Raw genomic sequence first — 19,744 nt, forward strand, 5'->3', positions numbered from 1 at the left:
TTTAATTTGTACAGCAACAGACGCTGCTTTATGACGTAGCGGTTATCAGAAACTTCTACTTATGGTAGGATATATTTCCAGCCCGCACGACAAACAAAAAAACACATAATAGTTAAGTTAATTTAAATAGTTATCTCTTTTACTGTATTTACTCATTATCAGTATGAGTAGCTTACAGGTTACAACACACAGCATGGAGTCACTGAAAGTTGAAGTTCATTTCACATTTACGTAACTTTTTGGTTGTTTTATATCCATCAATATTACTTAATTATGCGATGGGATATGGCGGCGCTAAAGGTATTGATATTATTTTTATTGCGTTATTTTTAGTAACTATATCGCTTTATCCACTGCTGCGTTTAATTATTTTAGTGCCGCTCTTTGCTTTAATCGCCATTTACTCTCCCACGGGCTACCTTTACGGTCCGCCCTCATTATCAATAATTGCGGCTCTGCTGCAAACGAATAAAAAAGAGTGCATTGAGTTTTTATATTCGGTGCCCTACATCTGTTATGCGCTGCCAGCGTTAGTTGTCTCATCCTGGCTCCTGCTGAAAAAAAATATTTTTAAATTCCACTACAGATCATATATTAAATATTTCCTTACGGTACTGTTGGTTATATTTATTGGCGTTTTAAGTTTCACTGGCAGGCTGGAAAAGATAAAAATTATCAATTTCTTTATCAGTATAAACAACTCAACGGCGACTTACCTGCAGCAAATTAAAAAATTAAGTGAGGGCAACGTTAATGCCCAATGGCAGATAGCGGAGACGGATAATCACTACGCTAATATTGTGGTGATTATTGGGGAAAGTATGCGTGCCGACTATATGTCTGTGTTCGGTTATCCCTTACCCACGACACCATTTTTATCACAGGCTAACGGTACTTTTTATCGAAATTATATTTCTACCGCGCCAAATACCTTCCTTTCTTTACCCAGAGCCTTATCATTAAGCGATGGTGAAAACTTCGATATTTCTCATAATTTCGTTAACCTGGCGAAGCAGGCTGGTTTTGAAACCTTTTGGATCTCTAATCAGGGCATGCTGGGTGATTTTGATTTACCCACCTCAAAACTGGCAATGTACAGCGATCATAAAATATTTTTAAAAAAAGGTGATTATGCCTCATCAGATATTGACGATGTTGCGCTTCTTCCCCATTTACAAGCTATACTGGCCGCGAAAGATACGGGGAAAAGAGTTATCATTTTACATTTGATGGGTTCACACCCTCAATTTAAAAAAAGATTACACGGTAAAAAACCTTATTTCCATTACGCTAATGAGGATATCTCTGACTATATATCCACTTACAGAAATACAGACAGCCTGATTGGTTCAGCCTACACTATGCTAAAACAAACCGGTCAGCCTTTTAAATTATTTTATTTCTCCGATCACGGATTATCAAAAAGGACTATAGGCAACGCTGTTTACTTGCGTCATAGTTCGGCCACCAAACAGAACTATCATGTTCCTTTACTGATGCTTTCTGATGACGCCAGGGAAAGAAAATACGTTGATAAAGCTGTCAGCGCCTTTAATTTTATCTCCTTTTTCGCCGGGGAAACCGGCATCAAAGTCATAGCACCCAAGCTGCAAAGCTGGGACGATAACGCAAATGAAGTACAGGTTTTTAATGGTAAAACCATGGTTCCCTATCATAGCTTAGCGGAAGACCCTGCGGTTATACCTGAATAAGTTGATAAGCCAGGGACGGTTTATTGCTTTGAAACGATTCTACAGCACTTTTTTAGCACCTGCCGCCAGAGCCAGACACAGGCATCGCTATAAAAAGCGCAGCCCTTAAAGTAATCCGCAGAGCGGTTAGCACAGCAATAGCGCCTTACTGCAGGAGATCGCAGGCAGTAATAATTTATTGTATCAGCGCTGAATGTTCATTATACTCGCCGGTTACGGAAAAACATTTATTTCCCCCAGGCCAGGGCTACTGAAAAATATGAAGATATTCATTATTAATCTGGAAAATTCAGTCGCAAGACGTTTGCAAATGCAGAAGCAGATGAGCAATCTCGGCCTGCCCTTTGAATTTATTAAGGCTGTTGACGGCAGATTAATGTCCGATAAGCAAATTAAACAGGCGACCAGCATAATCAATTATGCTTTTTTGCCTGGAGAAATAGGCTGTGCGCTAAGCCATCAGCTGGTCTACAAAAAAATGATCGACGATAATATTGATACGGCACTGATTTTGGAAGATGATGTCATTCTGCACGCCGATACCGGCAACATTCTGGTAAACCTTAACCTGAGCAATAACAGGCCGGAGGTGGTTTTACTAAGCCGCGTTAATAAGTACCTGAAAAAACCCACCAGAAATATAACCGGCCATTACTCACTGCATAAAACGCATCAGGCAACCACTGCCCATAGTTATTTAATTAATAAACAAGCGGCGGAGTCGTTGCTCACACATCTTTATCCTGTCTGGATGACGGCCGATAAATGGACATTTTTTGAAGAGCTGTCCCTGTTGACCGTTTATTCAGTCATCCCTCACCCTGTTTCTCTTTCTGAAGAGTCAAACAGCTCGACAATAAATATCAATAAAGGTAACTCTGATTTAGACCGGCAAAAAAAAGAAACCTGGCAAGAATTAATGTTAAAGCGTCCGCTCAAAGCTAAAATAAAACATCGCTACCGTCGTGCGGTTGTTCCTCTGTTCCATAAAATAACAGACCAGGGCAAGGGATAGTGATGAATTTTTCTACCCTTTATTAACGCCCCGGCGCGTTAGCGTCAAAAAAAGCCGATGCCGTCGCTCCGGCGAAAAATTATATTATCACGCCTCAGCTAATGTTTCCTGTTAGCGCCCGGCACGCATGCGGCAGAGAAATGAGTTAGTCTCTGTACGGATTAAAATGCCCGCATTCGCTGTTATGCCGGGTCATGTTGTCGCTCAACCAAATCAGGTCCTCGAAAGGCCCGGCGCCATTCGCTGGGACTTACGCTGAATTTTGACTTAAAGCTTTGGCGGAATGAAACCGGTGACTGAAATCCGGCCATCTCGGCGACTTTTTCAATGCTGTGATCGGTCGTCTCCAGCAGTTCCTGGCTTCGCTGAAGCCGTTCCGCGTTAATCCAGTCTCCCGGCGTGGTACCGGTGGCCTTCAGGAAGTGACGCGTCAGCGTTCGCCGGCTCATGCTGACAAATCCGGCCAGAGAATCCAGCTTGTGAGGTTTGTCCAGATTGCGGCGCAGATAATCCATTAATTGATTCATTTTGCCGTCCCGCGAGGTTTCCGGAACCGGACGCTCTATAAACTGCGCCTGGCCGCCCTCCCGGTAAGGCGGAACCACCATCCTTCGGGCCACCCGGTTGGCAACGGCCGAACCGTAATGCTCCCGGATAATATTAAGACAGCAGTCTATGCCAGCCGCTGTACCGGCTGAGGTAATCAGCCGCTCATCACTGGTATATAAGGAGTTGCTATCCAGGTGAACTGCAGGGAAACGTTCAAGGAAGTCCGCTTCATATTCCCAGTGTGTGGCAGCCCGGCGCTCATTGAGCAAACCAGCGTAGGCCAGTACATAAGTCCCTAAGCAAAGACCTACCACCTCTGCGCCGCGCTGCCATGCGCTAATGAGCGCATCAAGCAGAGCCTGTGAAGGCCTTTCTTCCGGTTGATTCCAGTAGGGCACGATAACGATGTCTGCAACATCAAGCCTGTCCAAACCGTGCTCGACTTTGACAGACAGCCCAGGATCAGACATGACTAAAGCTGGTTTTTCAGCACAGATTTCCACACGGAATAAATCCGGCTGCGGCATAGACTGCCCAAAAATAATACAGGGTACGGAAAAGTGAAACGGGCTGAATCCATCTGTGGCAAGCACGGCTACTGTTAGTGCAGACATAAAATTAATTTTACCGTAAATGATGGCCGCCGTGAGAACGCTGGCGGGTACGCTGACCAAAAGAGAGCAAATAATAACAGCGAATGCCGCTACTCAGGCAGAGCGGTTAACAGAAATCCATTGTCTCACCGTCTGCTGGAATCAAGACTTTGTCTTCAATGCCGTGCTCAAGCGTAAACTCACGCAGCTCTGCGCGGGTCAGCAGGCAATGGTTAATCGACTCCATATGAGAAGCAACGATCGTCGCAGCCGGCAGCATCTTAAGCGTGCGCAGCGTGTCTTCTTTACCCATAATGATCGGGCCATAAAGGTCGTTAACCGCATAGCCGGCGTTCAGCACCACAATATCGGGCTGGAAGCGCTGCAGGCTTTTTGCATAAGATTTTACCCAGACGGTATCGCCGGCAATATAGAGTGTTTTCTCATCATGATGCGTAAATACCAGGCCGCAAGCATCTCCCAGTAAACCGCCCCATTCAGCATCCGCGTACAGTTCATTGCTACCATGCTGACCGTCAGTTTTGTATATCGTTAGGCCATCTACAAAATGGTTTTCATCTTTCAGCACGCGGATATTGAGGAACTCCTGAGATCGGAGCAGCGCCGCATCGTTCTCATCCTGCGTATAGATGAGCATGTTTTTAGGCACGGCCTGCTGCGCCGCTTCATCCCAGTGATCGGTATGCGTATGCGTCAGGATAACGGCATCAACGGCCAGCAAATCCTCTACCGCTACAGGCAGTTCTACCATAGGGTTACGTAGGTGCGGACGTGCATTTCCCGCAAAACCGTCCCAGGCATCTTTGTCCGCCAGCATCGGATCGATGAGAAATCTCTTACCCGCATATTCCAGTACGAGCGTAGCATTGCGGATTTGCGTTATCTTCATTATTACTCCAGTTATTGGTCAGATTTTAAGCCTCAGCCAGTTTTCGATTAGCAAGCATTATGGCTGCGAGTGGATCTACTATATGAAGTGAAGGAAGAAAGCCGTGACATGCTCTCAGGTCATTAGTCGATGAAATCGGGTCAAATAAAAGCGATCGGCCGGGCCGTCACGATTATGAGGCTGTTTGGCTGGACTTTAGAAGACGTAGCGGCAAGATGCAGGGACTATGCCGTAAACCCCTGGCCGCTCCCTTTTTCGCGCCGCTTCGCAGGCGGAACGCGGCGCACAGGTAAAAACCCGCACGCACACACTGAATTTCAGCATGGCTCGCGATGCTGCCAATATTGACTGGGGAAACAGAGCGCCTGCAACGTTCGCTGGCGGAACAACTATACGAAAAACAGGGCGTAGATACGCAAAAACTACCCGGTCATAAATCGGTACAGCAAACGGCAAAATACCATGACGATCGCGGTAAGGGCTGGATGAAAATAGCGCTCTAAAGCGGATTTTTTTAGATGGTTGTGGGGAATTTTGGGGGAAGAAATACAAATAAGGAAGCCAACATAAATTCAATACCTTATGTTGGCTTGACGTTACTAACCAGTCATTACATATTGCTGATAATCGCGTCGCCAAACTCTGAACATTTCAGTAGCTTAGCGCCTTCCATCAGGCGTTCGAAGTCATAGGTTACGGTTTTGGCGTTAATGGCACCGCTCATGCCCTTAACAATCAGGTCGGCGGCTTCCTTCCAACCCATATGGCGCAGCATCATCTCCGCGGAGAGAATAACGGAACCGGGGTTCACTTTATCCTGGCCGGCATATTTTGGCGCGGTGCCGTGCGTAGCTTCAAACAGCGCGCATTCATCACCGATATTAGCGCCAGGTGCGATGCCGATACCGCCAACCTGCGCCGCCAGGGCGTCGGAAATGTAATCGCCGTTCAGGTTCATACAGGCAATAACGTCATATTCCGCCGGACGCAGCAGAATCTGCTGCAGGAAGGCGTCAGCAATCACGTCTTTAATGACGATCTCTTTGCCGCTGTTCGGGTTCTTGATTTTCACCCAGGGACCGCCGTCCAGCAGCTCACCACCAAACTCTTCGCGCGCCAGCTGGTAGCCCCAGTCTTTAAAGGCGCCTTCGGTGAACTTCATGATGTTGCCTTTGTGCACCAGCGTGACAGAATCACGATCGTTGGTGATGGCGTATTCAATCGCCGCACGTACCAGGCGTTTAGTCCCCTCTTCCGAGCAAGGCTTCACGCCGATGCCGCACTGCTGCGGGAAGCGGATTTTGCTGACGCCCATCTCTTCACGCAGGAACTTGATCACTTTATCCGCTTCCGGCGTACCCGCTTTCCACTCGATACCCGCATAAATGTCTTCGCTGTTTTCACGGAAGATCACCATATCGGTATCCTGCGGGCGCTTCACCGGGCTTGGAGTGCCCTGGTAGTAACGTACCGGACGCAGACAGATATAGAGATCCAGCTGCTGACGCAGGGCAACGTTCAGAGAGCGAATTCCGCCGCCGACCGGGGTGGTAAGCGGGCCTTTAATGGCAACGCGATAATCCTTAATCAGGTCAAGGGTTTCTTCCGGCAGCCATACGTCCGGGCCGTACACCTGAGTCGATTTCTCACCGGTGTAAATTTCCATCCAGGAAATTTTTCGCTCGCCGCCGTAGGCTTTTTTCACGGCGGCATCAACCACTTTGATCATCACTGGCGATACGTCTACGCCGATGCCGTCACCTTCAATATAAGGGATGATGGGATTAGCAGGCACAACCAGTTTGCCCTGATCGTCAAGAGTGATTTTCTGACCTTCCGCCGGAACAACTACTTTGCTTTCCATTAACCTCTCCTTCGAGCGCTTTTTTGTTAATGATTTGTAAGATGCGCGTCAATACTACTTGAATATTGCCGCCACGCCAATCATCTCAATTTCGCGTTATAATGCGCTCATTAACCCTAAGTGCAAAGCTCATGCGTAAAACTGTCGTTAAGAATCACAACGTTAAACGATTCAGCCGCGCCTCTGCGCCCTCTGCAATACGCAGGGGGCCGCGGCGCGTGATTATTTTTAACAAGCCCTATGATGTGCTGCCGCAGTTCACCGATGAGGCAGGCCGCGCCACGCTAAAAGATTATATTGCGGTTAGCGAGGTGTACGCCGCGGGCCGTCTCGACCGCGACAGCGAAGGCCTGATGGTGCTGACCAACGATGGCGCGCTGCAGGCGAAGCTGACCCAGCCCGGCAAGCGCACCGGTAAAATTTATTACGTGCAGGTAGAAGGCGAACCGGACGAAGCGGCGCTTGATGCGCTGCGAAATGGCGTTAATCTGAAAGATGGCCCTACCCTGCCTGCCGGAGTGGAGAAAGTTGCCGAGCCGGAGTGGCTCTGGCCGCGCCAGCCGCCGATTCGCCAGCGTAAATCGATCCCGGTCAGCTGGCTGAAAATCACGCTGTATGAAGGACGCAACCGCCAGGTACGGCGCATGACCGCGCACGTCGGCTATCCGACGCTGCGCCTGATCCGCTACGCCATGGCGGCGCTAACGCTGGATGGGCTGGCGCCGGGCGAATGGCGCGACGTCAGCGACGCAGTTTAACGGGTAAGGAGCCGCGCATGTATAAACCCCACGTTACCGTCGCCTGTATGGTACAGGCGGAAGGCGAACTGCTGGTGGTAGAAGAGATGGTTAACGGCAAAGCCACCTGGAATCAGCCCGCCGGACATCTGGAGGCGGAAGAGAGCCTGTTGCAGGCGGCCAGCCGCGAGCTGTATGAAGAAACCGGCATTCAGGCGGAGATGGAACATTTTCTCGGCGTGCAGCAGTGGACCGCGCCGGATAACACGCCTTTTATCCGCTTCCTGTTCGCCGTCGATCTGCCCAGCCGTCAGGCTACTGAGCCGCAGGACGGCGATATCGAGCGCTGCTGGTGGCTGCCGCCGCAGCAGATTCTGGCTGCGGATAAGCTACGATCGCCGCTGGTAGCGGAAAGCGTGCGCATCTGGCAAAGCGGCGCGCGTTATCCGCTCTCTCTGCTGCGCTTTTATCGATAATGGCCTTCCGCCGCGCCAGGGCGCGCGGCGGGGATGCGCCCCCGGCCGACGCGTGCTAGAATACGCCGCCTGTTTTCGTTCCTTGTCGTGAGTGTGTCATGTCTGACAACAGCCAGAAAAAAGTGATCGTCGGGATGTCCGGCGGCGTTGATTCCTCCGTTTCCGCCTGGTTACTGCAGCAGCAGGGCTATCAGGTGGAAGGCTTATTTATGAAAAACTGGGAAGAGGACGACGGCGAAGAGTATTGTACCGCCGCGGACGATCTGGCCGATGCCCAGGCAGTTTGCGACAAACTTGGTATGAAGCTGCATAAGGTTAACTTCGCCGCTGAATACTGGGATAACGTTTTTGAGCATTTCCTTGCCGAATATAAGGCAGGCCGCACGCCGAATCCGGATATTCTTTGCAATAAAGAGATCAAATTTAAAGCCTTCCTTGAGTTCGCCGCCGAAGATCTCGGCGCCGATTATATCGCTACCGGCCACTATGTGCGCCGTCAGGAGAGCCACGGCCGCAGTCAGCTGCTGCGCGGCCTCGATGGTAATAAAGATCAGAGCTACTTCCTCTACACGCTCAGCCACCGGCAGATCGCCCAAAGCCTGTTTCCGGTCGGCGAGCTTGCCAAACCGGAGGTGCGCCGCATCGCCGAAGAGCTGGATCTGGTCACGGCGAAGAAAAAAGATTCCACCGGCATCTGCTTTATCGGCGAACGTAAATTCCGCGATTTCCTTGGACGCTACCTGCCCGCCCAGCCCGGCCCGATTGTCACCGTTGACGGCCTGACCGTCGGCGAACATCAGGGGCTGATGTATCACACGCTGGGGCAGCGTAAAGGGTTAGGGATCGGCGGCCTGAAAGAGAGCAACGACGATCCCTGGTACGTGGTAGACAAAGATGTCGCCAGCAATCGCCTGATTGTCGCACAGGGCGCCGATCATCCGCGTCTGATGTCCGTAGGGCTGATTGCGCAGCAGCTGCACTGGGTGGATCGTGAGACGCTACGCGCGCCGCTGTCGTGCGTAGTGAAAACACGCTACCGTCAGGAAGATATTCCCTGCGTGATAACGCCGCTGGATGACGATCGCATCGAAGTTCGCTTTGCACAGCCGGTAGCCGCCGTCACTCCAGGCCAGTCTGCGGTGTTCTATCTGGGCGAGGTTTGTCTCGGCGGCGGCATTATTGAGCAGCGCCTGCCGCTGGTACAGGCGTAGCGGCGCGTGCGGCTTACGACGAGTATACAGGAGTAACCGTGGCTAAAAATTATTATGACATCACTCTGGCGCTGGCTGGCATTTGCCAGGCGGCGCACCTGGCGCATCAGCTGGCCCATCAGGGTCAGTGCGATGAGCAATCGCTGCGAACTGCTCTGGGCAGCCTGCTTGATTTAAATCCCGCTTCCACGCTTGCCGTCTACGGCAATGATGAAGCGCATCTGCGTCTGGGCCTTGAGACGCTGCTGGCGGTGCTGGGCAATCCCAGCCGTCAGGGCGCGGGCGCCGAACTGACGCGCTATACCCTGAGCCTGATGGTGCTGGAGCGCAAGCTGAACGCCAGCAGGTCAGCGCTTGATACCCTGGCTCAGCGCATCGCCCAGCTCGATCGCCAGCTGAGCCATTACGATCTCGAATCGGAAACCATTATCGCCGCCATGGCGGGCATTTATGTTGATGTGATCAGCCCGCTCGGCCCGCGCATTCAGGTAACCGGCTCGCCTGCCGTGCTGCAAAACAGCCAGGTACAGAGCAAAGTTCGCGCGGTTCTGCTGGCGGGCATTCGCTCAGCGGTGCTCTGGCAGCAGGTTGGCGGCGGGCGCTTACAGTTAATGTTTTTCCGCAATCGCCTGCTGCGCGAGGCGAAACGTATTTTAGCCGGGATGCCGTCGGCCTGATCGGGCCGATACGCACCAGACCTTTAGTTAACGATCCAGGAGTTGCTCTGATGGAATTATCCTCTCTGACCGCCGTCTCACCCGTCGATGGTCGTTACGGCGACAAAGTCAGCCCGCTGCGCGGCATCTTCAGCGAATATGGCCTGCTGAAGTTTCGCGTTCAGGTTGAAGTTCGCTGGTTACAAAAACTGGCCGCGACCGCAGAGATCAAGGAAGTTCCTGCTTTTGACGCCGACGCAAACGCTTTCCTCGATGCGATCGTCGCCGGGTTTAACCAGGACGACGCCGCGCGTATCAAAACCATCGAACGCACCACCAACCATGACGTCAAGGCGGTAGAGTATTTCCTGAAGGAAAAAGTGGCCGCGGTACCGGCGCTGCATGCGGTGTCTGAATTTATCCACTTCGCCTGCACCTCTGAAGATATCAATAATCTGTCGCACGCGCTGATGCTGGAAACCGCACGTCGCGAGGTGATTTTGCCTTACTGGACGCAGCTGATCGACGCCATCAAAGATCTGGCGCGGCAGTATCGCGATATTCCGCTGCTGTCGCGTACCCACGGCCAGCCCGCCACGCCCTCCACTATGGGCAAAGAGATGGCAAACGTCGCCTACCGCATGACGCGTCAGCTGCGTCAGCTGGAGCAGATTGAAATCCTCGGCAAAATTAACGGCGCGGTCGGCAACTATAACGCGCATCTCGCCGCCTATCCGCAGGTGGACTGGCATCAGCTGAGCGAATCTTTCGTTACCTCGCTGGGTATTCAGTGGAACCCCTACACCACCCAGATTGAACCGCACGACTATATCGCCGAGCTGTTTGACTGCGTGGCGCGCTTTAATACCATTCTGATCGATTTCGATCGCGATATCTGGGGCTATATCGCTCTGAACCACTTTAAACAGCGCACCGTGGCCGGTGAAATCGGCTCCTCTACCATGCCGCACAAGGTAAATCCGATCGATTTCGAAAACTCCGAAGGCAATCTCGGCCTGGCGAACGCGGTAATGCAGCATCTGGCGAGCAAGCTGCCGGTATCGCGCTGGCAGCGCGATCTCACCGACTCCACCGTCCTGCGCAATCTCGGCGTCGGCCTCGGCTACGCGCTGATCGCCTGGCAATCCACGCTGAAGGGCATCAACAAACTGGAGATCAACCGCGATCGCCTGCTGGCGGAGCTGGATCAGAACTGGGAAGTGCTGGCGGAGCCGATCCAGACCGTAATGCGCCGCTACGGCATTGAAAAACCCTATGAGAAACTGAAAGAGCTGACGCGCGGCAAACGCGTGGACGCCGCCGGCATGCAGGCCTTTATCGACGGGCTGGCGCTGCCGGAAGAGGAAAAAACCCGTCTGAAACAGATGACGCCGGCCAACTATCTCGGCCGTGCCGTGCAGATGGTAGACGATCTGAAATAAGCCGCTTTCCCGGACGACGAGAAGCAGCCGTTCGTCCGGGACTGTCGTTGCGTTAACGCCCGGTTTATCTCTCCTCCCCTATACTCAGCGCTGAGTTATTTGCAAAGGAAAAGACTATGCGCGTTTTGGTTGTCGAAGATAACGCCCTGCTGCGTCACCATCTTTCCGTACAGCTGCGGGAAATGGGCCATCAGGTCGACGCAGCGGAAGATGCGAAAGAAGCCGACTATTTTCTCACCGAACACTCCCCCGATATTACCTTAGTCGATCTTGGTCTGCCCGATGAGGATGGCATGACGCTGATTCGTCGCTGGCGTAGCCAGGAGGTGAAACAGCCGATTCTGGTGCTGACCGCGCGCGAAGGCTGGCAGGCGAAAGTGGAAGCGCTGGAGGCGGGCGCCGACGATTACGTGACTAAACCCTTCCATATTGAAGAAGTAGTGGCGCGGATGCAGGCGCTGATGCGGCGCAACAGCGGGCTGGCGTCGCAGATTATTACGCTGCCGCCGTTTCAGATCGATCTCTCACGCCGCGAACTGTCGGTGCATGAGCAGCAGATCAAGCTAACCGCCTTCGAATACACCATTATTGAAACGCTGCTGCGCAACGTCGGCAAAGTGGTCAGCAAAGATTCGCTGATGCTCCAGCTCTATCCCGACGCCGAGCTGCGCGAAAGCCATACCATCGATGTGTTGATGGGGCGCTTACGTAAAAAAATCCAGGCCGTTTATCCGCAGGAGGTGATCACCACCGTGCGCGGACAAGGCTACCGGTTCGATATTTAAGCCTTGAAGCGTTTTCTGCAAAGCTACCGCCCCTTCTCGCTGCGCGCCCGCTTCCTGCTGGCGACCGCCGCCGTGGTGCTGGTACTCTCTCTCTCCTACGGCATGGTGGCGGTGGTCGGCTATATGGTCAGCTTCGACAAAACCACCTATCGCGTTATGCGCGGCGAAAGCAATCTGTTTTATACCCTTGCCCAGTGGCACGACAATCGTCTGACCATCGTGCAGCCGGAGCAGATGACGCTGAACTCGCCGACGCTGGTTTTTATCTATGACGAGCGCGGCAGGCTGCTGTGGCAGCAGCGCGACGTGCCGGAAATTCGCCAGAAAATCAGGGCGGAGTGGCTGAAAAAGCCCGACTTTTACGAAATCGATACCAATAATCAAACCAGTCGCGAGGCGTTGGGCGACGATGCGGCGGCGCAGAGCAAGCTCAACGACTATGACGATAACGGCGACGGCACCTTTACCCACTCGGTGGCGGTCAACCGCTATGACGCCACCACTACGCTGCCGGCGCTGACCGTGGTGGTGGTGGATTCCATCCCGCAGGAACTGCAGCACTCCGACGTGGTCTGGTCATGGTTCAGCTATGTACTGCTGGTTAACCTGCTGTTGGTCATTCCGCTGCTCTGGCTGGCGGCGCACTGGAGCCTGCGTCCTATCGGCGTGCTGGCGGCGCAAATCCGCGAGCTGGAAAGCAGCCAGCGCGAGGCGCTTGATGCCAATCCGCCGCAGGAGCTGCGCAGCCTGGCGCGCAACCTAAATCTGCTGCTGGAGAACGAACGCCAGCGCTATACGCGCTACCGCACCACGCTTTCCGATCTCACCCACAGCCTGAAAACGCCGCTGGCGGTGCTGCAAAGCACCCTGCGATCGCTGCGCGGCGGCAAAAACCTTTCCATCGAGCAGGCGGAACCGATTATGCTGGAGCAGATTAGCCGAATTTCACAGCAGATTGGCTACTATCTGCATCGCGCCAGTATGCAGGCGGATCATAATCCGCTGAAGCGGGAGCTGCATTCAGTTTCCGCGCTGCTGGACAGCCTCTGCTCGGCGCTCAACAAGGTCTACCAGCGCAAGGGGGTTTCCCTGTCGCTGGATATTTCGCCGGAGATCACCTTCGTGGGCGATCAAAACGATTTTATGGAGGTGATGGGCAATGTGCTGGATAACGCCTGCAAATATTGCCTGGAGTTTGTAGAGATCAGCGCGCAGCAAAGCGACGCCAGCCTGCAACTGATTGTGGAAGATGACGGTCCCGGCATTCCGGAAAGCAAGCGCGAGCTGATCTTTCTGCGCGGCCAGCGCGCCGATACGCTGCGCCCCGGCCAGGGGCTGGGGCTGGCGGTGGCGCGCGATATCCTTGAGCAGTATGCGGGCGATATCGAAGCCGGCACCAGCCCGCTTGGCGGCGCGCGCATGAAAGTTATTTTCCAGCGTCAGGAAGTGGAACATAACCTTGAGTAGAACCGCACCGCCGCTGTTATACTTGCTGCAACCTATAGCCTGAACCGGATAACCTTATGGATTATCAGCTCGATCTTAACTGGAATGATTTTTTGCAAACCTACTGGCAAAAACGTCCGGTAATTCTCAAACGCGGCTTTAAAAACTTTATCGATCCTATCTCGCCCGATGAGCTGGCGGGGCTGGCGATGGAAAACGAGGTGGACAGTCGTCTGGTCAGCCAGCAGGAGGGCAAATGGCAGGTGAGCCACGGCCCGTTTGAAAGCTACGATCATCTCGGCGAGCATAACTGGTCGCTGCTGGTGCAGGCGGTGGATCACTGGCACGAGCCTGCCGCTAAGCTGATGCGCCCGTTTCGCTTTCTGCCCGACTGGCGCGTTGACGATCTGATGATCTCCTTCTCGGTGCCCGGCGGCGGCGTCGGCCCGCATCTCGATCAGTATGACGTGTTTATTATTCAGGGCACCGGCCGCCGCCGCTGGCGCGTTGGCGAAAAGGTGGCGCTGAAGCAGCACTGCCCGCATCCCGATCTGCTGCAGGTCGAGCCGTTTGACGCCATTATCGATGAAGAGATGGAGCCGGGCGATATCCTCTATATTCCGCCGGGCTTTCCGCACGAAGGCTACTCGCTGGAAAACGCCCTTAACTATTCGGTCGGTTTCCGCGCCCCCAGCGGACGTGAGTTAATCAGCGGCTTCGCCGATTTTGTGCTGGCGCGCGAACTGGGCAGCCGCCGCTACAGCGATCCGGATATTGCCGCGCGCGCCTGTCCGGCCGATATCCTGCCGCAGGAGATCGACGGTATTCGCCAGCTGATGCTGGAAGTGATCGAGCAGCCGGAGCAGTTCCGCCAGTGGTTCGGCGAGTTTATCTCACAGTCGCGCCATGAACTGGATATTGCGCCGCCGGAACCGCCCTATCAGCCTGACGAAATTTATGATGCGCTTCAGCAGGGCGATCGGCTGGCACGCCTCGGCGGTCTGCGCGTGCTGAAAATCGCTGATGCGGTATTTATCAACGGCGAGCAGCTGGAATCAGCCCATCCCGCCGCGCTGGAAGCGCTGGCCGATAAGCAGACGCTGGGCCTGAACGACTTTGCCGACGCGCTTGACGATCCCGCCTTCCTTGCCCAGCTGGCGGGGCTGGTAAACAGCGGTTACTGGTTCTTCAACGAAGCATAATTCCGTGGCGGCTGGCGCGCAGCCAGCCGCCGGGACGCTATTTTTTCTCCGCCGCCAGCCTGGCGATGCCGACCAGCACCTCTACCGTTTTCTCCATAATATTCAACGAAGCAAACTCATGCTTGCCGTGATAGTTATAGCCGCCGGTAAAGATATTCGGGCAGGGCAGCCCTTTAAAGGAGAGCCATGCGCCATCGGTGCCGCCGCGAATCGGCTTCACGTCCGGCTCCACGCCGCAGCTCCGCATCGCCTGTAGCGCCAGCTCGATACTGTGCGGATGCGCCTCGACGATCTCGCGCATATTGTAATAGCTGTCTTCGATAGTGACGTCGATATAGCAGTCAGGATTCAGCCCCTTGCCTACCCGTCGGGCGATATCGATCAGCTTCTGCTTACGCGCTTCAAAGCTGTCGCGATCGAAATCGCGCACGATATAGCTTAGCTCGGCGCGTTCCACAGAGCCTTTAATGTTGTTCAGATGGTAAAAACCTTCATAGCCGCTGGTAAACTGCGGTTTTTCGGTAGCGGGAATTTCGGCGTGGAAGCGCATCGCCAGATCCAGCGCGTTGACCATCACGCCCTTTGCGGTGCCGGGATGCACATTATTGCCGACAATTTTCACCGTTACCGAGGCGGCGTTAAAGTTCTCAAACTGAAACTCGCCGAGGCCGCTGCCGTCAACGGTATAGGCCCACTCGGCGCCGAACGCCTCAACGTCGAAATGTTCCGTGCCGCGCCCCACCTCTTCATCCGGCGTGAAGGCCACGCGGATTTTTCCGTGCGGAATATCGCCCTGCGCCAGCCGCGCCAGCGCGGTCATAATTTCCGCCACGCCCGCTTTATCATCGGCGCCGAGCAGCGTTTTACCATCGGTAGTGATTAACGTATGGCCGGTAAGCTGATGCAGCACCGGGAACATCACCGGCGACAGAATCTCTTCGCCAATGCCGAGCGCAATATCGCCGCCGCGATAATTTTCCACAATCTGCGGGCTTACGTGCTTACCGCTGAAATCAGGCGAGGTATCGATATGGGAGATAAAACCGATTACCGGCGCCTGACGATCGATATTAGCGGGCAGCGTCGCCATTACGCAGCAGTGCTCGCTAAGCGTCACCTCCTCAAGGCCCAGCGCAATCAGCTCGTCATACAGCACCCGCGCCAGCTGCCACTGCCCATCCGTGCTGGGAACCTGCCGTGCATGCGGGCGTGACTGGGTATCAAATGAAACATAGTGTAAAAACCGGTCCAGTAGCGTTGTCATCTTTCTTCTCTCTTAATGGCCGTGAGCTATTATGGGAAGCCTGCTCCATCAACATATTGCGTCAGGTCATACTGTTAAAGCGTAGTGTGCAAAAAGACATATCGCGTTTTTTCACCTTAAATAGCGCTTATTGGTCCGCGAGCATGGAAATAACGCCGTTTTCAGGTATCATCGCGCCCCTGACTCTGTGGCGGGTCGACCGTAGCGACCACGCTTTACGCACATACAGGCAGCCCTGTCTGCCGATAACTTCGGGCTGAGTGACTAAAATGACGCAAACACGCGCGCAAACGGCGCTGGTTACGCTTTCTGGCATCAGTAAAGCTTTTGACGGCAAAGAAATTATTGCCGACTTTAACCTGACCATACACCACGGCGAGTTTATTACCCTGCTTGGCCCCTCCGGCTGCGGCAAAACCACCATTCTGCGCCTGATTGCCGGCCTGGAAGAGACCGACAGCGGCGAGATCGTACTTGATGGCGAAACCATCACCGCCACGCCGGCAGAGCACCGCCACGTCAATACGGTATTTCAGAGCTACGCGCTGTTCCCGCATATGTCGGTGTTTGAAAACGTCGCCTTCGGTCTGCGCATGCAGAAAACCCCGGCGGCGGAAATTGCAGCGCGCGTCAACGAGGCGCTGGCGATGGTACAGCTCGACAGCTTTGCCGATCGTCGCCCGCACCAGCTCAGCGGCGGGCAGCAGCAGCGCGTCGCCATCGCGCGCGCGGTGGTCAACCGGCCGAAGGTGCTGCTGCTGGATGAATCGCTTTCGGCGCTGGACTACAAGCTGCGCAAGCAGATGCAGAACGAACTGAAGGCGCTGCAGCGCAAACTGGGCATTACCTTCATTTTTGTCACCCACGATCAGGAAGAGGCGCTCAGCATGTCCGATCGCATCGTGGTGCTGCGCGAAGGGCGCATCGAGCAGGACGGCTCGCCGCGTGAAATTTATGAAGAGCCCGCCAATCTGTTTGTGGCACGCTTTATCGGCGAAATCAACGTTTTTGACGCCGAGGTGATTGCGCCGCTGGCGGATCGGCGCGTACGCGCCAGGGTGGAAGGCCGCGAATGCGATATCCTGGTGCCTTTCCCGGTAACGCCCGGCCAGCGCCTGCACGTGCTGCTGCGCCCGGAAGATCTGCGCGTAGAGGAGATCCACGACGGCGAAGGCGCCGAAGGTCTGGTGGGCTTCGTACGCGAGCGCAACTATAAAGGCATGACGCTGGAATCCACCGTCGAGCTGGAAAACGGCAAACTGGTTACCGTCAGCGAATTCTTTAACGAGGACGATCCTGATTTCGATCACTCGCTGGATCAAAAAATGGCGATTACCTGGGTAGAAAGCTGGGAGGTGGTGCTGCCTGATGAAAATAATGCGTAACCGTTTTCAGAAAACGATCATCACTCTGATCGTCGGCTGGCTGCTGCTGTTTGTGTTCCTGCCAAATCTGATGATTATCGTCACCAGCTTTCTGACGCGTGATGACGCTAATTTTGTCCGGCTGGCGCTGACCTTTGATAATTATACCCGGCTGCTCGATCCGCTGTATGGCGCGGTGCTGCTGCATTCGCTCAATATGGCGCTGATCGCCACGCTCTGCTGCCTGCTGCTCGGCTACCCTTTCGCCTGGTGCCTGACCAAACTGCCGCCGCGCGTACGTCCGGTAATGTTGTTTTTGCTGATTGTTCCCTTCTGGACCAACTCGCTGATCCGCATCTACGGCCTGAAGATTTTTCTCAGCACGCGCGGCTGGCTGAATGAGTTTCTGCTGTGGCTGGGAGTCATCGACAAGCCCTTCCGCATTATGTATACCTCGGAAGCGGTGGTGTTGGGCCTGGTTTATATCCTGCTGCCCTTTATGGTAATGCCGCTCTATTCCAGTCTGGAAAAGCTGGATAAGTCCTGTCTGGAAGCGGCGCGCGATCTTGGCGCCAGCAAGCTGCAAACCTTCTGGCGCATTATCCTGCCGCTTACCATGCCGGGCATTGTGGCGGGCTGCCTGCTGGTGCTGCTGCCCGCTATGGGGCTGTTTTTCGTCGCCGATTTAATGGGCGGCGCGAAAAACCTGCTGATCGGCAACGTCATTAAGAGCCAGTTCCTGAATATCCGCGACTGGCCGTTCGGCGCCGCCACCAGCATTGTGTTAACGCTGGTAATGGGGCTGATGCTGTTGTTCTACTGGCGCGCGGCGCGCCTGCTGAACAAGAAAGTCGCCGAACTGGATAACTGAGCGTAACTGCCGCTTTCCCCATACAGCCCTGCCGGCCGTATGGGGATAGTTTTACTCCTCCTGCATAACCTCAGCTTTTTCAGCGCCGGCCGCGCTCCTCTTTCCGGCTAATAAAACTCATCGCCTGTTTATCTTTTTTAGTGAAAAAAGGTATTATTCGTCTACAGCAGGAAATTTCTTTGTTTCGATCTGCACCAGATATTAAAGGAACCGTTATTATATCCGGCGTTTTTTCAACGAAAAATTAAATGGTTAATGCGCCATTTTATTTTTGTTAACACGCACGTTAATTATTACGCCATGCGACAAATTAATAAATTTTTATCTACGTCAGCATTAAAATCCGCAACGATTTTAATAGCGAATCCTGTTTATTATTTACAACATAAAAATAAATTAACCTTTAATTAACCAGCCGCGTTTTCTGGCCGACGGTGGATTGTTGCCTCTGCCGGATAGCGTAGGTATTGATGCAACGGGGAAAAGATGAGTCAATTAACGGCGAAGCTGTCAGGATGGGAAGAAGCGACGGCGGCGGACTATCGGCACGCTTATTTACGCTACGGCGGTAATTTCTCCACGCATCCCGATGTACTTGCCATTCAGAATCAGCTGCTGAAGGTGAACTCGCGTTACTTTGTCAGGGCTAACGGGCAGGGAGAGATTAAAGGCGCGCTTTGCGTATGGAATAATCAGCTTATCGCCAACGATTACGCCAGCGAAAATATCACCAGCGCCGCCTGCCTGCCGATTGCCAAAGATGAGCTTATTCTGCCGCTGGCTCCGCAGGAGAAGATTTTTCTGCCGTTTAACAGTAAAATTCTTTCCTGCTGTCACCGGCAACAGGCGATAAATAGTACCTACCGCTTTAATGCCAGGCGTTCTCTCTGCCTGGCAAAAGGCGTGGCGCAATTTTCCGCCAAAACCCGGCAGACGAGAAAAAAAGAGCTGCGCAAATTTTTACAGCAGGGCGGCGAAATTTTACCGATCCAGCAATTCAGCGCTGACGATATTTTGACAATTTACGCTGAGCTGTTTTTTAAACGACGTAATCAAAAGATTGAAAAATCGGCGGCGCAGCGTGAATTCCTGCAGCAAATTAAACCGCATATTTTTGGCGATATTTTGTTTTTTAACGGCAGCCCCTGCGCGATCCAGCTTATTATGAAAGCGGAAAGCGCGCGGCATATCACTTACGACTATATTAATATCGGGCTGGATCCGGCGCTCTCCGCGCTGTCGCCGGGCACCATTATCACCTGGCTGAACGTACAGCAGGCCGACAGCGAGTGCCAAAGCAAGGGTAAAGCGATGCGTTTCTCCTTCGGCAGGCCAACGGTGGAATATAAAAACCGCTGGTGCTATCAGCAGCCGGTTGGGCGAATCGTTACGCTTTAGCGCTAAAGCCTCGGTTTTCGCGCCGCAGCGGCCGCCACGCCAGCGCCTTCTCCACGTCCGGCATCCAGCCTGGCCGGCGGGCGAAAAGCGCGCGCCGCCGGTGGCGATAGCTGCCGCGCCGTCAGGTTTAACCGCCAGTAAAATCGTTATATGCGGTAAAATGATGTAGAATGCGCGCCTTTGAAAGGCGGATCGCCGTCCGGACTCCGTTGAGTCGATAACTTTGATGCGGTTTTAGTCATAAAACAA

Annotated in this window: 17 protein-coding genes and 1 pseudogene; 14 read left to right on the plus strand and 4 right to left on the minus strand. The window is 53.6% G+C overall.

Going from position 1 to position 19,744, the window contains the following annotated elements; all coding sequences use genetic code 11:
• Positions 1–209 precede the first annotated feature (209 nt).
• Together FKM52_RS01310 and FKM52_RS01315 are read left to right on the plus strand one after the other, a co-directional pair.
• Positions 210–1,712: a phosphoethanolamine transferase gene (locus FKM52_RS01310; RefSeq protein WP_246085482.1), complete on the plus strand. Its 1,503-nt coding sequence runs from the start codon at positions 210–212 to the stop codon at positions 1,710–1,712.
• A gap of 259 nt (positions 1,713–1,971) precedes the next feature.
• Positions 1,972–2,727: a glycosyltransferase family 25 protein gene (locus FKM52_RS01315; RefSeq protein ID WP_181407873.1), complete on the plus strand. Its 756-nt coding sequence runs from the start codon at positions 1,972–1,974 to the stop codon at positions 2,725–2,727.
• Positions 2,728–2,909: 182 nt separating this feature from the next.
• On the opposite strand, the gene FKM52_RS01320 is transcribed toward FKM52_RS01315, so the two are convergent.
• Together FKM52_RS01320 and FKM52_RS01325 are read right to left on the minus strand one after the other, a co-directional pair.
• Positions 2,910–3,890 carry a GlxA family transcriptional regulator gene (locus FKM52_RS01320; RefSeq protein ID WP_141174395.1) on the minus strand — a complete coding sequence of 327 codons (981 nt, stop codon included), beginning with the start codon at positions 3,888–3,890 and terminating at the stop codon, positions 2,910–2,912.
• Positions 3,891–3,996: 106 nt separating this feature from the next.
• Positions 3,997–4,779, minus strand: a complete 783-nt coding sequence (locus FKM52_RS01325) for an MBL fold metallo-hydrolase (RefSeq protein WP_141174396.1) — start codon at positions 4,777–4,779, stop codon at positions 3,997–3,999.
• A 189-nt stretch (positions 4,780–4,968) separates the two neighbouring features.
• Between FKM52_RS01325 and FKM52_RS21880 the strand changes: the two are divergent.
• Positions 4,969–5,282: pseudogene (locus FKM52_RS21880) on the plus strand (site-specific integrase); the annotation flags it as partial.
• 107 nt (positions 5,283–5,389) lie between these two features.
• On the opposite strand, the gene icd reads toward FKM52_RS21880, so the two are convergent.
• Positions 5,390–6,643: an NADP-dependent isocitrate dehydrogenase gene (icd, locus tag FKM52_RS01335; protein ID WP_141174397.1), complete on the minus strand. Its 1,254-nt coding sequence runs from the start codon at positions 6,641–6,643 to the stop codon at positions 5,390–5,392.
• A 101-nt stretch (positions 6,644–6,744) separates the two neighbouring features.
• Here icd and rluE point away from each other — a divergent pair, with 101 nt between their 5' ends.
• From rluE to FKM52_RS01375, 8 genes are all read left to right on the plus strand, one after another.
• Positions 6,745–7,401, plus strand: a complete 657-nt coding sequence (gene rluE, locus FKM52_RS01340; protein WP_141174398.1) for a 23S rRNA pseudouridine(2457) synthase RluE — start codon at positions 6,745–6,747, stop codon at positions 7,399–7,401.
• 17 nt (positions 7,402–7,418) lie between these two features.
• A complete protein-coding gene (locus FKM52_RS01345) occupies positions 7,419–7,856 on the plus strand; it encodes an NUDIX domain-containing protein (protein WP_141174399.1) in 438 nt (145 codons plus the stop codon).
• A 98-nt stretch (positions 7,857–7,954) separates the two neighbouring features.
• Positions 7,955–9,067 (plus strand): tRNA 2-thiouridine(34) synthase MnmA, encoded by a 1,113-nt coding sequence (mnmA, locus tag FKM52_RS01350; RefSeq protein WP_141174400.1) that lies wholly within the window; start codon positions 7,955–7,957, stop codon positions 9,065–9,067.
• Between the two features lie 38 nt (positions 9,068–9,105).
• A complete protein-coding gene (hflD, locus tag FKM52_RS01355; protein WP_141174401.1) occupies positions 9,106–9,744 on the plus strand; it encodes a high frequency lysogenization protein HflD in 639 nt (212 codons plus the stop codon).
• Positions 9,745–9,794: 50 nt separating this feature from the next.
• Complete coding sequence (purB, locus tag FKM52_RS01360; RefSeq protein WP_141174402.1) at positions 9,795–11,165, plus strand: adenylosuccinate lyase; 1,371 nt, start codon at positions 9,795–9,797, stop codon at positions 11,163–11,165.
• Positions 11,166–11,281: 116 nt separating this feature from the next.
• Positions 11,282–11,950 (plus strand): two-component system response regulator PhoP, encoded by a 669-nt coding sequence (gene phoP, locus FKM52_RS01365; protein ID WP_141174403.1) that lies wholly within the window; start codon positions 11,282–11,284, stop codon positions 11,948–11,950.
• Positions 11,951–11,953: 3 nt separating this feature from the next.
• Positions 11,954–13,417, plus strand: coding sequence for a two-component system sensor histidine kinase PhoQ (gene phoQ / locus FKM52_RS01370; RefSeq protein ID WP_141174404.1), 1,464 nt, complete (start codon positions 11,954–11,956; stop codon positions 13,415–13,417).
• Positions 13,418–13,473: 56 nt separating this feature from the next.
• On the plus strand, positions 13,474–14,598 hold the full coding sequence (locus tag FKM52_RS01375; protein ID WP_141174405.1) for a ribosomal protein uL16 3-hydroxylase: 1,125 nt from the start codon (positions 13,474–13,476) through the stop codon (positions 14,596–14,598).
• A 37-nt stretch (positions 14,599–14,635) separates the two neighbouring features.
• Here the strand turns inward: FKM52_RS01375 and pepT are convergent, their stop codons facing one another.
• The gene (gene pepT / locus FKM52_RS01380; RefSeq protein ID WP_141174406.1) at positions 14,636–15,862 is read right to left on the minus strand and encodes a peptidase T; all 1,227 of its coding nucleotides are present in this window, start codon (positions 15,860–15,862) and stop codon (positions 14,636–14,638) included.
• A 269-nt stretch (positions 15,863–16,131) separates the two neighbouring features.
• Between pepT and potA the strand changes: the two genes are divergently transcribed.
• From potA to FKM52_RS01395, 3 genes are all read left to right on the plus strand, one after another.
• Entirely contained in the window at positions 16,132–17,247 is a 1,116-nt protein-coding gene (gene potA, locus FKM52_RS01385) for a spermidine/putrescine ABC transporter ATP-binding protein PotA (protein ID WP_141174407.1), read from the plus strand.
• Positions 17,240–18,097, plus strand: coding sequence for a spermidine/putrescine ABC transporter permease PotB (gene potB, locus FKM52_RS01390; protein ID WP_141174408.1), 858 nt, complete (start codon positions 17,240–17,242; stop codon positions 18,095–18,097). Before potA ends, potB begins: the two co-directional genes overlap by 8 nt.
• Positions 18,098–18,583: 486 nt before the next feature.
• Positions 18,584–19,495, plus strand: coding sequence for a GNAT family N-acetyltransferase (locus FKM52_RS01395; RefSeq protein WP_141174409.1), 912 nt, complete (start codon positions 18,584–18,586; stop codon positions 19,493–19,495).
• Positions 19,496–19,744: the final 249 nt, after the last annotated feature.

This window comes from Mixta tenebrionis (assembly GCF_006517625.1).
Classification (GTDB): Bacteria; Pseudomonadota; Gammaproteobacteria; order Enterobacterales; family Enterobacteriaceae; genus Mixta; species Mixta tenebrionis.

Coding starts and splice junctions, on each gene's coding strand:
- icd (WP_141174397.1), bottom strand. CDS start 6,643: ATGGAAAGCAAAGTAGTTGTTCCGGCGGAAGGTCAGAAAATCACTCTT.
- potA (WP_141174407.1), top strand. CDS start 16,132: ATGACGCAAACACGCGCGCAAACGGCGCTGGTTACGCTTTCTGGCATC.
- rluE (WP_141174398.1), top strand. CDS start 6,745: ATGCGCTCATTAACCCTAAGTGCAAAGCTCATGCGTAAAACTGTCGTT.
- FKM52_RS01345 (WP_141174399.1), top strand. CDS start 7,419: ATGTATAAACCCCACGTTACCGTCGCCTGTATGGTACAGGCGGAAGGC.
- pepT (WP_141174406.1), bottom strand. CDS start 15,862: ATGACAACGCTACTGGACCGGTTTTTACACTATGTTTCATTTGATACC.
- potB (WP_141174408.1), top strand. CDS start 17,240: ATGCGTAACCGTTTTCAGAAAACGATCATCACTCTGATCGTCGGCTGG.
- phoP (WP_141174403.1), top strand. CDS start 11,282: ATGCGCGTTTTGGTTGTCGAAGATAACGCCCTGCTGCGTCACCATCTT.
- mnmA (WP_141174400.1), top strand. CDS start 7,955: ATGTCTGACAACAGCCAGAAAAAAGTGATCGTCGGGATGTCCGGCGGC.
- FKM52_RS01320 (WP_141174395.1), bottom strand. CDS start 3,890: ATGTCTGCACTAACAGTAGCCGTGCTTGCCACAGATGGATTCAGCCCG.
- purB (WP_141174402.1), top strand. CDS start 9,795: ATGGAATTATCCTCTCTGACCGCCGTCTCACCCGTCGATGGTCGTTAC.
- FKM52_RS01375 (WP_141174405.1), top strand. CDS start 13,474: ATGGATTATCAGCTCGATCTTAACTGGAATGATTTTTTGCAAACCTAC.
- FKM52_RS01315 (WP_181407873.1), top strand. CDS start 1,972: ATGAAGATATTCATTATTAATCTGGAAAATTCAGTCGCAAGACGTTTG.
- FKM52_RS01325 (WP_141174396.1), bottom strand. CDS start 4,779: ATGAAGATAACGCAAATCCGCAATGCTACGCTCGTACTGGAATATGCG.
- FKM52_RS01395 (WP_141174409.1), top strand. CDS start 18,584: ATGAGTCAATTAACGGCGAAGCTGTCAGGATGGGAAGAAGCGACGGCG.